Source organism: Chryseobacterium sp. C-71 (genome assembly GCF_020911865.1).
In the GTDB taxonomy this organism is placed as follows: Bacteria; Bacteroidota; Bacteroidia; order Flavobacteriales; family Weeksellaceae; genus Chryseobacterium.
This window is the reverse complement of the sequence record NZ_CP087131.1, coordinates 3,645,386-3,660,484: the sequence shown is the minus strand read 5'-3', so window position 1 is coordinate 3,660,484 and position 15,099 is coordinate 3,645,386. Positions and strand designations below refer to the sequence as shown.

Sequence of the window (15,099 nt, the reverse complement as noted above, 5' to 3'; positions counted from 1 at the left end):
TGCCTTAAAAAATTAGGCATTTTTAGTACAGCCCAAATTTAAAACTGCTTAAAAAAATTAAACCGTAGCCAATTAAAACATTATGTCACATTGCAATAATATCCGTCACTTTTCATATACAGTGTATAATCATCTTTCCAGGGTATTTAAATATCGCTTAAGTTTTTCAGAGATAGGCTTGACCGATCTTCTTATACTTAGTTTAGTAGAATACTCAAATGCAAGCGGAGACAATTCCATTGAAATTTATAAATTGCCTTGGACAGTGGAAAGTGTGTATGGTAATGACATTGACCTATTTATTCAAAATGATGCAGGAACATATAACTGGTATGCACTGCAAGCAAAAGTAATGGCGTTCAATGGTGCTTTTAAAGACCTTAAATTCAATAGAAAAGAAGCTTTTCAGCAATGGGACAAACTCTTATTGCATGAAAAAAAGTTTGGGAGCAAAACATTTTATCTCTTGTACTGTGGCGAATCACTGAGGCCATTGTCAGCCAATCCAACAAGATTAGACTGCATAGGTATTCCAAGTATAAACGAACTCGGCCTTGGAATTGTCGAGACAAATATAATATCTGATATAAGATCCAATACCCTTACAAAATCCCAGCAATTTTATTTTGAATATGTCTTTCCTAATCATATTGATTCAATTAGGAAATTATTTTGTTGTCAATCAGAATTTTCGCCTGGTATCCAATCGTTTAAAAAGGAAGATATAGAAACTTACGGATATCGGCGAATATTTTATGATGATGCAAAGACAAAAGGGGAAGATGAATATTATGACATTAATGAAATACCGGATGGATCAGCTCAATTTAGAATAATTTTAAAAAATAAATGAAAGGGTTTGCAACGTTGATATTATTATAGTTAACCAATTAGATAAATAAAAAAACTAACATGAGCCTTAAAAGCGACATTCAGGATATTTTCAAAAAGAATACAGGTTATGCTGAGCCAGAGCATGCCATAAATCAAGCAGAATCATTAAAATCTTTATCCGTTGATTTATATACTGATTCAAAAAGGTTTGTCTACGAGCTGCTTCAAAATGCCGATGACTCAGTAATTTCAAATATTCCTGTAAGGGTCGGGATAAGACTTTTTAACGACTTCCTAGTGGTTGGACATACCGGTAAGCCTTTTGACAATAGGGACCTAAGGGGGATCTGCGGTGTCAGTGACGGAACCAAAAAAAAATCTGTTGAAAAAACCGGTTATAAGGGAATAGGTTTTAAAGCTGTTTTTGGACAATCAGAAAAAGTGCTGATTTATTCAGATAAGGAGTTTTTCAGATTTGACGCAGGTTATCCTTTTGAGTGGAATACTAAATGGGGAACTGATCAGCATAATTGGGAATTAGAAAATGACCGGCTATTTTCTTTTCCGTGGCAAATTATACCTATATACACAAGCAATGAAAATGTTGATGAAAGAATAATTGACTTCATAAATGAGGGGGAATTTACTGTGGCAACAATTATATTATTATCAAAAGGCAAAGACGATGTAAAAAAAGCATTGGACGAACTATCTGCAAACGTAAATATGTTTTTATTTCTAAAAAACATACAAGAATTGGATTTTAATTTAGGAACATCAAATCTTATTACTCTTCATAGGGAGCAAGACGGAACAGTCGACATTAAGCAAAACGGACATTCTAAATTCTCTTGGATATTGAGAACCATAAGGTTACAAGTTCCGGCTGAAATAAGATCGAAGCTAAAGGAAGAAAAGAATATCCCAGATAAACTTTTGAATGCAACCGATACAGAATTGACGTTTGCCGCAAAAATATATCAGGACAGTATTCAAAAACTTGATATTGATGAAAGGCTTCTTTATTCTTACCTTCCTACTGAAGAAAGAAAATATGCCGTTCCCGTTTTAGTTAATAGCAGCTTTGTAATGAGTGCAAATAGGGAAACATTGCATGAAGATTCAAAATGGAACCAATGGCTATTCAATAATATTCCTGCTGAATTATTGAAATGGGTTTCAGAATTAATAACAGGGCAATATGGACAAAGCGCTTACGAACTGGTACCAACCAAATCCATCATTAGCAATGTTTTAGGCACACAGTATAGCAAAGGGGTAGCAAATGCGCTCGAATCGATACCATTTATTTTATCAAACCAGCAGGAGCTGCTTAGGATCAATCAAGCAATTATTGATTTTACTTTGATTGCAAAAAATACTTTTATTACAGAAAATACTGCACGTGAATACATAATTGATAAAAACAGCAGCAAACGAATACATTCACATCCGTTTCTACCACACACTATATACAGTAATACTTTTAAAAATGTTGGGGTAAGCATTTTTGATTGGGCGGATCTACCTAAATTATTAGAGTCTAATTTATTTTTAAAAAGTCATTATTCCACAAGCAACATTCAGTTAATTCAATTTTTAAAGCAAGAATGTGAAATTGAAAAACAAAAGAACATTACTGAAAACATAATAAGGGATTGGTCATTTATACTAGATCACAAAGGAAAATTACAGCGTCCAAATAATATTTACTTTCCCACGCCTGACGATGAGACTTGGAATGATCCAGATAGTGAGATTTCTTTTCTTCATTCTGACATTCAATCTTTTTTACTGCAAAACCCTGATACAAGAAATTGGTTAGAAAATCTAGGGGTAATAGAGAAAACAGACCTTTCATACCTTAGAAAAACAATAATCGCTAACGCTTCTACTTATGGCACTACAGAAAACACATTCGATACAATATCGACCATCTATAGCCTCTACTTAAAAAGTGATATTGGGAGGGAAGAATTAGGTGCCCTATCTGAATTAAAAATATTGACCACTAAAGAAACCCTATTGCCAGCACACTGCTGTTATTTTTCAGATTCTTTTGAACCGCGACTAAAATTAGAAAATGAAATAAGCGACGACATTTTTATAAGCGAAAAATACCTGTTAGAAAAATCAGATAAAAACGAATGGAAACGCTTCTTTAAAATGATGGGTGTGATGGAGGGGATTGTGCCAGTAATTTATAATGATGAAAGCAGGATTGCATTAGTAAATAATCATGACTTAAAAAACGAGTTTTTCGTTGATGAAGATAAGTATTTTAAGCCATGGCTGACAAGATTTAATGCAGATCAGTACTCAAATTTAATAGTACTAAGCTTCCTCTCACAATCTTCAGATTTCAAATTTGCAAAAATGTTTTGGGACGACGTTATTAAAAACATAAGCTTAGATGACTTGAACACATCTTCTATAGCGTATTGGGGCGATAGGGGAAGAGATGGAAGAACCAAAGGGGATGAAGTCGCAAATTACATTGCTTGGTACATTAAAAATGTAGATTGCTTGCCAAATGTAATGAAAACTGTAAAAAAGGCCAATGAAATTTACCTTAATTCAGAAAATATTATTGAACTCTCAGGTAATTACCTTCCTGTTTTCTCTGGGGAGCAATTATCAACAAATTGGAAAGCTTTTTTCAATTTTAGGACACAACTACAACTAGATGATTATTTGGAAATATTAAGAAAGGTTTCTTCTGATCTTAACATTGATGGCAAGGTGAAAAAAGAGAATATAACACGTATTCAATCTATATACAAAATTTTGTTGGATCAATGCAGGAATTGGAGTGAAGGAGACATTTTAAAAGTTGGAGATTGGGCAGCTGAAGGTTATTTATTAACGACAAAAAATATCTTTCTTGAATGTAGTTCTCTTAAATTTTTCATCGATGGGAATGAATCAATTTTTCAAGATCAATTTTCATTTTTAGCTATCAATTCAGACAACAAAAAGCATCCGGATTTAGAGTTCCTGTTAGAATGCTTAAAAATAAAAATACTAAGAGAAAGTGATTTTGAACTGAGTTATTCTCACAAAGAAAATTGTTCCGATTTGATAACCAAGCTTAAGACTATTATTCCCCACTTTAAAATATGGATTGAAGCCGAATCAATTGATTACAAAATTAATGAATCACTGGAAAGTCTTGAACATAAAATCAATACTCTAAATATTTATCAAGCGGATGAGCTAAAAATTAAATATACCGATATAGATTTTGTCAAGAATGTTAATGTTCATTTTGATAGGCCAGATCTATTTGTCACAAAGCCATGGACTAGCAATAGTGTGTTATTAAGGCTACCTGAAGTTCTATGTAGATATTTTTACCTACTGGGATATGATAAGAAATTAGAATTTTTATTAAGGTCATCCCAGGAAGAGATACATCAGCATTTCAAGCAAGAAAATATCAATATACCTACAGAAATTTTAGGTATGGTTACTACATCAGATATTGACCTTCCTAGCATCCTAGATGGTGATTATTCAACAGAAATAATTAAAATACCTGATAATACCGTGATAACTTCTGAGTTCTATCATTTATCAAGACCTGATTTTGACTTATTAAACTATACTAAAAATATCATAGCAAGAGCAGTAACAAATGTTATTAATTATCTTTCGACCTTTCCTGAATATGATCTGAGCAATAATTACATCATTGCAGAAAGTATTATTGGCGGCATCACGAAAAATGGAAATGAAATAACACTTGTGGCAAGACCATCTGACAAAGATTTTATACTCTTATATTATAGTTCTGAATTTGATGTTTTAGAATATGTTGATGCAGAATTATGGTACGAAGACGGTAATAATGCACCAAGACAAATAACCTTGGGGCAACTACTTAAAAAAACTGGTATTAATAGAATACCAGTTGGAAATACAAATATTTCCAGTTCTAATATTGACAAATTATTAACTACAGCAAGAAGTAACGAATTAGAATTAAGTGCTGTTCCTTTCGTGCCCCAAAAAATTGCTCGGATTATTTCATCATTTGCAAATACTAACGGTGGATCAATAATTTTTGGAGTTAAAGAAATAAGCCCTAATAACAATGAAATAGTTGGTATCAGCAATGATTTTAGAATTGATGAAATAACAAAAAAAGCAATATCCTTACTTCATCCGATTCCCTCTGTACATTATGACTGGGTACGAATTGGAGATAGGTCCATCTATATGATTCAAACTAATAAATCTGATAATGATATTTTGTTTGAAAATAAAAAATATGTAAGAGAGGATTCAGAGTCTCTTGTAGAAGGTACCAAAGAAACATTGCGAACAATATTAAATATTCCAAAATTTAGAAAAACAGTCGCAATTATTATTGGTATTGAAAACTACTATCCAAAAAACAACATATTTCCAGTTAAATATGCAAATTCAGATTCTTTAAAGTTCAAAAAGATGTTACTGGAAGATTTCGGTGTTGAGGAAGAGGAGATTTATATGTTCTTGAATGAGGAAGCTCTTAAAAGTTCAATTGAATACAATCTAAAGTCGTTATTTCATTCATTGGAAAAAGATGACAGACTGATTTTTTATTATGTAGGCCATGGTTTCCATAGCGGTATAACTAATTATTTATCGACTTACGACATGCATATAAGTAATATCCCGGAGACATCTGTTTCACTAAGATCACTATTAATAGATCCTTTACAAAAATCAAAGTGTAAAAATGCATTAATATTTATAGATGCTTGCGCACAAAGTTTTATAGATGAAAACGAGAGAAGTCACATTTCTAACATTGATGAAGAAGAACTAATACTACTTTCTGTTGATCACCCGACTTACATTACATTTCTTTCTTGCCAATCAGGTCAAAGTTCATATTCTAGCGATACTTTAGAAAATGGAATATGGACATATCATCTCGTAAATGCTTTAGGAGGCAACGTTCCAGATGTGATAAAAGGAGATAACTATATAACAGACAGGCTGCTTAGAGATTACCTCTCTACCAGCGTAGCGAAATTTGCAAAAGACGAACTAAGAAAAGATCAAAATCCTAAAGCCATCCTCGATTCTAGTTATGAAAATGTAATTTTAAAATTATAGAATAAATCATTTAAGTAGAATAGTAAATAGAACATTTTCTGAGAGAATTCAGATACTGGATTGAAGAATCTAAAAATGGTTGCATAGTAAATCTGTATCTCGATTATTTTTTCCTTAATATCTATAGATATCTCTAATTCAATTACATACTGACGAGACGATCAGAGAAGTTGCAAAGGAGATCAAAAAAAATAACATTACTGTTAACGAATGTCCTAAGTGCAGAGTGTTGTGGGAATTGGGGAAAACTATTTTAAAAATTTTTGATAAAATCTTAGAACTTGAAACGGAAATTGAGCGGTTCATTTAATAATTTCTAAGTTTAATTAACAATACTTAAAGCTTAACAATTAATTGAAAAATAAACTTCCTAAAATATGCTATTGGTGCGGATGTCCTTTGACAGACCAGCTGGCAAGTAAGGAGCACGTGCCACCATTAGCTTTTTTTCCGACAGGTCACAGAAATAATCTGATGACAGTACCTGCTTGCAAAAAACATAACAACAGTTTTTCGGAACTCGATGATAAATTCCAATTCTTTATCAAAGCCTTCAAGACAAATGCTGTAGCAAAAAAAGATTTGGAAGAAAGAGTTCTACGAGGCTTGAGAAGAAAGGAAAAACAAAGTTTCATACAAGATTTGGAAGAAAATGCTAGATCTGGTACGATATATGGAAAATCACATTTCTTTCTTTCATTAAAGGAAAATGAAGCAGAAATGTTTATTGAAAAAATCATTAGAGGTGTTTATTTCTATCATCATGAAAAACCTGCAAAAGGAATTATTCACAGTGTTTCAAAAAGAATTGTTTACGAAGGTTTCAACACCATTGCTGCAGTTGATTTTTTAAAGGAAGACCTGCATCCGGCACTTGTTAAAGAGGGTGAATATAATAATCCCGAAGTATTCAGATATAAATACTTTGCGGCACAAGGTCTATTCACAATATTTATGGATTTCTATGAGCACGCAGAATTCATTGGAATCGTATATCCTGAAGGTTTTACATTTGATTAAATTTTTAGCAAATGCTTTACAAATGATAAACTATTAATAACCTACAAAATATTTAAATGACTCCATCTGAAAAATTTGCATCAGAATGATGTGAAAAATCATTTCTTCCTTTCTAGAGTTTGGCAAGTCTTTTAGGAATAAGGAACTGTGTGATGTTTTGATAGTTTTCGAAAATACTATCATTAAAAGAAAGATATTTGAGGTATTGTTATCTGATTCATGATATCTGCATATCAATCTTTAAGTTTGATAATCATTACATCATAGCTATTACTATTGTTATATACATAGTATGAAATTATTATATCATCTTCATCAATAAGTTAAAGCTTTATAGTGTTTATTTAAATATTACAAGCTTTTAATTTAATTTTACAATGTTAAAATTTTAATTTTTTGTCAGTAATATTTATTAATACTAAAAAAAATGAACTTTACTTCTAACATCACACTCCTATCGTCTTTTCATATGGAAGTAGGAAAATGCAATCCTCATGAGTTATACAAAATTCTTGAGAATATAAAACCAGACGTCATTTTTGAGGAACTACCTGCCCATGTTTTTCATTCAATCTATTCTGGTCAAAGACCGCCGCAAACGGTTGAGTCAAAAGCTATAAGTGTTTACATTAGAAATTATGACATTAAACATTTCCCTGTGGATACATATGAGTTTGATTTACATGAATTATTTTCGGACTACGATTTTATTGTTGAGCGAAGTGAATCATATCATAAAGTATTTGAAAAGCTTATAAGATCTGTGGCAGATTTTGGATTTAATTTTTTAAATAGTCCTGCATGTACTGAACTGATCTCAGAATTAAAGTCATTAGAACTTAAAGTACTGAAGGAAAATGCTCCAAAAATTCTTTTAGAAAAATATCAACAGGAAACATTTATTCATGATTTACGAGAAACAGAAATTTTAAATAATATTTATAACTACAGTATTAAATACCCTTATAATAATGCAATTTTAATTTGTGGAACTGATCACAAAAAAGGAATTATAAAAAAACTTACTAACTTTAAGAAGGAGATGAAATGGAACATTAGTTGGAGTTTTTATAATTCATAGTAATCAAATCATCAGGATAAAACTAATGTTGTTACTATTTCATTTTATACTATACATCTATATATTGACTATTAAAATATTGATATTCTAAATCTCCACAACCTTTTTTCAAAAACATAGGAAAGCCAAGATCGGCAATGTTTTAGAAATGGGGTTGCTCCAAATTCCGCAAAAATGCATTTCCGACCATAGGGAGGAATTGCATTTTTGCCGCCCGATTTTCATCACGCATTTCCATCGAAAACCCAAACAAAGCAACCTGCAAAGTCAATCGACCTTGCAGGTTACTAAAAAATTACATCAATTTACTTACTCCCTTTTTCCAGAGTTCCAAAACATTTTAAAGACTCCCCTATTTATTCTTAGGATCCTTAAAAGAAAACACAATCCTTCCTGTCGTCTTATCAAATTGGATATAACCCTGATAAGTCTTACCCTTTCTGCTTTCCAGTCCCTTGATATATGCCGTCTCCCCAGCCTTTAACTGATCCATCTGCCATTGACGAAGCTTTACCCCTCTGAAATGTGAAGGAACTTCCCGCTCAGAATGATTCACTCTGCTAAAACCAGAACTTCTAAACTTATTCTCAAACATAAACTCCACCCACTGCCTGTCCGCATTGAACTGAACGGTTGCAGAAAAAAGCTTCCCTTTCTTCGATACCATATTTTCAATAAACAAAGCTTTCCCATCACGAAGCACCTTCTTCTTCTCCAAATCCAATTTCACACCGCAAAGCACATCAGGAATCCTCACAAATTCCATCCGCAAAGAAATCAGCTCATTGGTCAGCCTGTCCAAACTTATCAGTGAAGAAATTATCTCTCCTGTAACTGTATCAGTAAGATCCACCACTCTGCCCATATTCCCCGAATTTAAAAGATTGACCCTATCCTCTTTTGTAAACTTGTGACTTTTAAACTTCTTTCTGAAATCCACTTTCTTAAGAACCCGATGCACCTTCACAATTAATTCTCCATCATCATCGATCCGCAACTGTAAGCGTGCATCAATCTGGCTTACCTCTTCCCCATCATTAAAAAGTATCGGAATCAACATTGGTGTTTTATAGCCTTTCAACAGAGTATCCAACGCACCGATTTCTTCCAACGTTTCCCTGTTAAGACCCAATTCAGCCATCGTGTCCCATGGAACATCCTCAATCTGATAGCGGTATTGAGAACTACTATTAATAGTAAGTGACCCGTTACTAAAACCCTTCTTCAAAAAAGAAGTCTCCTTTTCATTGGTTTTCTTATTTCTGATCGCATTGACCGCTTCAATAGACACTTCAACCGATTTCAGATCCTGTCTTTCTACATCTGATAAACAATTAATATATTCCTGTAAATTGATAGCTGTATCGTGCGCCTCGAATTCCCTTACCTTAAAAAATGAATATTCAGAGGGATCTTTGAGCTGATGATAAAAATCCGAATAGAAGTCCGTAAAAGAATACTCCGAAGAATCGATCCTCATTACGGAATGAATGTTGGTACGGTTCGGAGGAACGTCTATAAGATTTCCGTTGTTTTCGATTCCCTGTACAATTCCGATAGAATTTTTACTGTGACGAAGTACCAATAAAGTACTCACCTCTGAAATTGCTGTATGATTTCCTATTTTGTTCATGATGATTATTTTAGATATTATTTGATACTATTACTTTTTTGATTGCTTATTATTTTATACTCAGATTATTCCATCATCCGCAAATGAAAAATGTGATTCCGATGTCAGGATGACGTGGTCAAGCAGTGACATTTTCAGAATTTTCGCAGCTTCTTTAATCTCTGCGGTCATCTTAATATCAGCGGATGACGGTTTAAGATTTCCCGAAGGATGATTGTGGGAAACGATGATCCCTGAAGCATTGCAAAGAAGAGCCGCCTGCATAATGATTCTGACGTCGACCAAAGTCGAAGAGATGCCGCATTCAGATATTTTCTTAATTCCCAGCACCTTATTCGCCTGATCCAGATACAGCGCAAAGAACGATTCCCTGTAGTCCATTTCTTCCGCATCAAAATGTGCCCTGAAAACATCCGCTGCATCCGCTGATGATGATATAGACCTTTCACAATTTCCCTTTCTTGAGTAGCTCAATTTAATTTCGTTGACTATATTGAATTTCATAATTTCCTGCTCCGAGTACGGCGGAGACCTGTTTTTCCCGCACTTAAATTAAAACCCGTGAATTGCAGCTTGAAGGAAACTTTGACTTTTTCTATTCTTTTACTCGGTCGTATCGTATGATAAATTGATTTATACTAACATCTGACGAAGTGGTTTATATAAGAATCTGATCAATTGATTTATATCAACATCTTATGAGATGATTTATATCAAGAGAATAAATAAGGATCAAAATTTCAATGAACTGCAATTGCATCTTGTGAGGTTTCTGACTTTTTCTATGCGGATAACCATTCAGGCAGGCACAAGGAAAACTGCAATCAATACCTTGAAAACAATAAGAAAGAACATTGATGAAAGCTTGAAATCTTTTTGTGGAGGTTCTGGGATCTCCGATCCCGGATACCCAAAAAGATTTTTTTCCGCAGTGACCACGGAATATATTTGCTATAGAAAATCAGTTAGCCTCAAAAGGAATGATGTTAGCTTGAAATATGATCTACTTGTGTTAGAATAATAAATCAAAAGAATGTTGTGAGAGATACGGTTGAATTACTGTCCACAGGATTGGTCTGAAAAATTTCTGCAAAAAGTTCCGTTTTACATACACTAATTTGAATTTATACTATCAGAAGAAATAGTATTATGTATATAGGATGTGACCTGTAAAATTGTCATAAAGGCTTATCAAAACCCTAAACAACTGTTTGAAAAACAACATTTTATAATAAAAAATAAGACATCCTGTCCTACTTACCAAAAATATGACAAATATCATATTATTCAAAAGACTCGGTATTCTATTTGACAAATATTCATTATAAAAATTAATAAACCTTTTATTATGGCAGTTAACAGAAGTGAACATTTAGCGAATGTATTAGAGACTCATCGAATGAGTCATATCAGTAGTTTAGTTAATAAATATAAAGACAAACGGGGTGAGATAAAAGAAGCTTTAGAAGCAAAATACAATTCTGATATCTACAGTCCTCTCAATTCCGGATCCTTTGGAAAACATACGGCAATCAATACTAAGTTTGACCTTGATATTGTTGTTCCATTCAAGAGATACAGCTTTTCTACAATTGAAGATATGTACAATGGCATGCATGATTTCTTGTATGAAAAATACCATAAAACAGGTATTGCAGTAGTGCGAAAACAAAAGGTTTCAATCGGCGTATTGTTCAATGCAGATAAAGACGGTGATCAAATAGGCATTGACGTTGTACCAGGCAGAGAGATTAGCGAAAATTCTTATGTAGACATTAGGGATCTTAACATATATTTCAATGAAGATAAGTGGGGTTTTAGCAAAGGCACTTATATGAAGACAAATATTCAATCACAAATTGATACTATTAAGTCAAGAGATGATGAAAGAAAAATAATCAGGTTGCTTAAAATCTGGAAAAATACGAATAGCGAGTCCTATAAATCATTTTTATTAGAGCTTTTGACATTAAAAGCGTTTGATAAATCAATCATCACCGGAAATCTTTGGGAGAAACTTGAAGGTGTATTGACGTACATTAAGGACAATGTTACAAAGGAGGACTTCACCTTAAAGGATCCGGGAAATCAAAGCAATGATCTGATTAAAAATTTTGAGCAGTGGGAACGTCAGAATCTATCTGATAAAATGAAAAATATAATTGACAGGATCACTGACAATTCTGAAAACATTAAAACATATTTTCCTGTTAATAAAGATTTTGAAAAATCAGAATCATATGGACTGAAAGGATCTTCCGGTCTATCAATTCCAAAAAATGACCAACGTTTTGGATAGGGCAAGATTCGAAAAAATCAGGTCAACCATATTAGAAATTCCCTTCGTAAGTAATATTAATAATATAGAACTTGGGGATTTTTTGATTACGGGTAACATTAAGATTGCATTTCCTGAATTAGAAGCCCCTCTATTGTTCGATTTTGTAATAACACCAGAGTATCCATTAAAGACACATGATTCGGAATCAATTACTTTTTTCAACCTTGAATTGATTCAATACAGTCACGTAATGCAGAATGGCAACATTTGTATTCACACGGCACACAGTGAAAATGTTGAAGAAAAAATCTGGATCGACTTCCATTCTCTCAAAGATTGGATTCAAAAATATTTCATCAATAAAGAGAAGGATCTAAAATATGAGCATCTCGTAGTAAATGATCTGTCATTAAATGGAAGCAGATACTCATTTACATTTACAGAAACAGATAAGGAGTTTGTAGATGGAGAGATTGGAATTGTAAAACTATCATTATTAAATGACGGTAAGTACAAAGATGAGCACATCAGAAATTTTTACGTTAAATATTTTGAATCAGTTTTAAAAGTAAATAAGAACTGCTCCTGGAATGAATTTTACCTAAGTCAACCTACAGATTTAGAAGGGATTTATCTTTTTAGGGATAGTCCTCCAGCAACTTATAACCGATTTGCAAAAACAATTTGGACAGAACTTGATCTTCCTCAGCAAATCATTATAATGCTCTATAACTTCCAACAGAAATGTCAACAGAAACATTATGGAAAAGTGATTCCCCTCTTTAAAGTAATAAATTTTAGGGTTTACTATCCTATAAATCCCCGATTAGCACTAATTATCAATTATGATAAAAACCCAAAAGAAAAATATATTTTAGAAAAACTTGATGAAAAAAAAATAAACGAACTAAATTCATTTATGTTTACAAACTCTGATCGTTTTATTTTTTCCCAAACAACTAAATTGCTGGAATATTACAAAACGTGTTTATAAATTAATTTTTTAACAAATGAAAATTTATGCAAGAGCTATTTCAGAACTATAAGACTTTATTAGAAGAGAGATTAGACACAAAGCCTTTATTGTCAATTGGCGAAGACTCTATAAGATATGATTTTTTTATAAGTCTAATGGATACCTATAAATTTAGGGCTTCTCAAATTCATATTGAAGTTCCTATTAATCACCAATGTTTCATCCCAGCAAAAGAAAAAATATCTTTTAGAAATGAAAAGCCTTTGATCGATCTAGTTGTTGACGAAAAGGATTTTAAACTATCTGTTGAATTCGGACTTTTTCGCCAAAACAGTAATGAAAATGGAACTATAAACAAAACAGCGCGTCTTGTAAAACTTTTAAATGATATGGTGAGAGTATCTCTAGAATCTCACTTTAATAACACAAATGGATTATTTATTTGTGTTGCAGACAGCAAAATGCTTGGTCATCAAATCAGAAGCGGAATCGTAGACAGATTTCCAGCAGACTATCTAATAACAAATGATATTATCGATTATCAACTTCAACAAAGAACTAATAAATTTGATAAAAGATTTCTCAATGTTTTCCAACCGCTTAATAGAAGTTTTGAAAGTAGATTGGTCTATAATGAAACTCTTACTGCAAATCATATAGAAAAAGAAACAAAGCTTTTAGTTTGGGATGTACGTTTAAAATAGAATTTACTAATCTTTATACTTTAACACTAAAAATAGTTTATTTACGATTTGACAGACCATTAACGAACAAATTACTAATTTTTTAAAATTTACACACTAATAAACAAAAAGCATCATGTTAAATAATTACAGGATTTTCGCCACCACAAATCCAATAATGAGTGCCAGAACAAATGCAATAATGATCTTGACATAATCAGTTTTTTTATTTTGAACCTCCAGATTCAACCTGACATTTTCCTGTTTCAATGTTTCCAGATTGATCTGCAAAGACGAAGTCTTTTCATTGATGGCAGACTGTACATTCTTTTCGTGCAGAACAGCGATCTCTTTTTTATAGCTCTCCATTTCTGCCTGTCGCTGTTTTTGCTGCTCCTGAAAATTCTTCTGCAGATCTTCCAACTGTTTCCCTGATGTTATCTGAAGTTTCTGAAACTCTTCATTCCTTACCTTAAGCTGATCTGAAAAGGTCTTGTTATGCGCCTCGCTTTGTTCCTTGTATGTTTTCTGGGCTTCTGCAAATTCCTCATTTTTTTTCTTCAGCTGTTTTTCCAAAGTTTCTACCTGCTCCGAAAACTGCTTGGTGACATCCTTTTTGACCTCATCTATGAGAAGAGCCCTTGAATTGGATCTTTCATGGGATAATTTTTCAGCAATGGCATGTAATCCAGCCCCATAATCGTGTGGCAAATGAAAACGCTTGTCAGCCAGCTTATCCAATAAGGTCTCATCAACCGTATGACCTATGGCAGTCACAGTAACCATGTTCATCTTAATGAATAACTCTGATAAGGTTATATCATTGAAGGTTTCCATACTCTGACGGTCTCCTCCTCCCCTTACCAAAGCAACGATATCATAATCCAAAGCAGAAACTTCGTTCAGTATCGAAATGATAGCAGTAGACGACGTGATGTTGCAGCTGTGATCGGAAATATGAAAATATTTTCGGGAAACATCCAATCCTTCAAAAAAGTCCTTTTGCACGATCGCATTGTTTCCATAAATGTTAGCGACCCTTACCTTTTCATCTTTCAGCATCTTATCCCTGATAAGAGTTTCAAGGTCTTTTGACCCTGTCTCGAGTTTTTTCTGGATCAGTGCGTACCTTTCCAGTTCCTCTTCAGATATCGATCTTTCTTCCTGCTGAACGATCTCGTCCACAACAAAACGTAATTCAATCGAAGAATTCTTAATGCTTTTCTCAATAAAGCCTCTGAGCGTATACATCTCATTATTGGTAATCTTGCTCCTGAGTAATGAAGAAATACGAATGCCGATCGAAGTATGATCACCTTCTGAGAACAGTAGATCATAATAATAGTTTCCATAGGATTTACCGCCACCATACGCATACCTTCCTTTAAGATAGATGAGATTGACCGTAGCATTGAGCTTCAGGGCATTGCTGAAAATCCCAATGACTGAGGCTGGTGAATAGATCGGATATGTTACATCTTG

General features: G+C 33.1%; 10 protein-coding genes. 7 read left to right on the top strand and 3 right to left on the bottom strand.

The annotated features are described in order from the left end of the window. Positions 1–82 precede the first annotated feature (82 nt). The 4 genes from LNP04_RS16935 (at position 83) to LNP04_RS16920 (ending at position 8,044) form a co-directional block, all read left to right on the top strand. On the top strand, positions 83–853 hold the full coding sequence (locus tag LNP04_RS16935; RefSeq protein ID WP_229984068.1) for a hypothetical protein: 771 nt from the start codon (positions 83–85) through the stop codon (positions 851–853). 59 nt (positions 854–912) lie between these two features. Further along, positions 913–5,943, top strand: a complete 5,031-nt coding sequence (locus LNP04_RS16930; RefSeq protein ID WP_229984067.1) for a sacsin N-terminal ATP-binding-like domain-containing protein — start codon at positions 913–915, stop codon at positions 5,941–5,943. Between the two features lie 354 nt (positions 5,944–6,297). Then, a complete protein-coding gene (locus LNP04_RS16925; RefSeq protein ID WP_229984066.1) occupies positions 6,298–6,963 on the top strand; it encodes an HNH endonuclease in 666 nt (221 codons plus the stop codon). Positions 6,964–7,432: 469 nt separating this feature from the next. Then, the gene (locus tag LNP04_RS16920) at positions 7,433–8,044 is read left to right on the top strand and encodes a hypothetical protein (protein WP_229984065.1); all 612 of its coding nucleotides are present in this window, start codon (positions 7,433–7,435) and stop codon (positions 8,042–8,044) included. A 352-nt stretch (positions 8,045–8,396) separates the two neighbouring features. Here LNP04_RS16920 and LNP04_RS16915 read toward each other — a convergent pair whose 3' ends face one another. Further along, the gene (locus LNP04_RS16915; RefSeq protein WP_229984064.1) at positions 8,397–9,677 is read right to left on the bottom strand and encodes a DUF3945 domain-containing protein; all 1,281 of its coding nucleotides are present in this window, start codon (positions 9,675–9,677) and stop codon (positions 8,397–8,399) included. A 60-nt stretch (positions 9,678–9,737) separates the two neighbouring features. Then, positions 9,738–10,181, bottom strand: coding sequence for a JAB domain-containing protein (locus LNP04_RS16910; RefSeq protein WP_229984063.1), 444 nt, complete (start codon positions 10,179–10,181; stop codon positions 9,738–9,740). Between the two features lie 844 nt (positions 10,182–11,025). On the opposite strand from LNP04_RS16910, the gene LNP04_RS16905 reads away from it, so the two are divergent. From LNP04_RS16905 to LNP04_RS16895, 3 genes are read left to right on the top strand one after another with little or no spacing between them, the layout of a single operon-like run. Then, positions 11,026–11,976: a nucleotidyltransferase gene (locus tag LNP04_RS16905; RefSeq protein ID WP_229984062.1), complete on the top strand. Its 951-nt coding sequence runs from the start codon at positions 11,026–11,028 to the stop codon at positions 11,974–11,976. After that, complete coding sequence (locus LNP04_RS16900) at positions 11,957–12,952, top strand: DUF4238 domain-containing protein (RefSeq protein WP_229984061.1); 996 nt, start codon at positions 11,957–11,959, stop codon at positions 12,950–12,952. Before LNP04_RS16905 ends, LNP04_RS16900 begins: the two co-directional genes overlap by 20 nt. Before the next feature lie 26 nt (positions 12,953–12,978). Beyond that, on the top strand, positions 12,979–13,638 hold the full coding sequence (locus tag LNP04_RS16895; RefSeq protein WP_229984060.1) for a hypothetical protein: 660 nt from the start codon (positions 12,979–12,981) through the stop codon (positions 13,636–13,638). 126 nt (positions 13,639–13,764) lie between these two features. On the opposite strand, the gene LNP04_RS16890 is transcribed toward LNP04_RS16895, so the two are convergent. Continuing rightward, a complete protein-coding gene (locus tag LNP04_RS16890) occupies positions 13,765–14,868 on the bottom strand; it encodes an exodeoxyribonuclease VII large subunit (RefSeq protein WP_229984059.1) in 1,104 nt (367 codons plus the stop codon). Positions 14,869–15,099: the final 231 nt, after the last annotated feature.

What these genes read in the sequence shown, in the direction of transcription:
- LNP04_RS16935 (WP_229984068.1), top strand. Translation starts at nt 83, where the DNA reads ATGTCACATTGCAATAATATCCGTCACTTTTCATATACAGTGTATAAT.
- LNP04_RS16930 (WP_229984067.1), top strand. Translation starts at nt 913, where the DNA reads ATGAGCCTTAAAAGCGACATTCAGGATATTTTCAAAAAGAATACAGGT.
- LNP04_RS16920 (WP_229984065.1), top strand. Translation starts at nt 7,433, where the DNA reads ATGGAAGTAGGAAAATGCAATCCTCATGAGTTATACAAAATTCTTGAG.
- LNP04_RS16915 (WP_229984064.1), bottom strand. Translation starts at nt 9,677, where the DNA reads ATGAACAAAATAGGAAATCATACAGCAATTTCAGAGGTGAGTACTTTA.
- LNP04_RS16910 (WP_229984063.1), bottom strand. Translation starts at nt 10,181, where the DNA reads ATGAAATTCAATATAGTCAACGAAATTAAATTGAGCTACTCAAGAAAG.
- LNP04_RS16905 (WP_229984062.1), top strand. Translation starts at nt 11,026, where the DNA reads ATGGCAGTTAACAGAAGTGAACATTTAGCGAATGTATTAGAGACTCAT.
- LNP04_RS16900 (WP_229984061.1), top strand. Translation starts at nt 11,957, where the DNA reads ATGACCAACGTTTTGGATAGGGCAAGATTCGAAAAAATCAGGTCAACC.
- LNP04_RS16895 (WP_229984060.1), top strand. Translation starts at nt 12,979, where the DNA reads ATGCAAGAGCTATTTCAGAACTATAAGACTTTATTAGAAGAGAGATTA.
- LNP04_RS16890 (WP_229984059.1), bottom strand. Translation starts at nt 14,868, where the DNA reads ATGTATACGCTCAGAGGCTTTATTGAGAAAAGCATTAAGAATTCTTCG.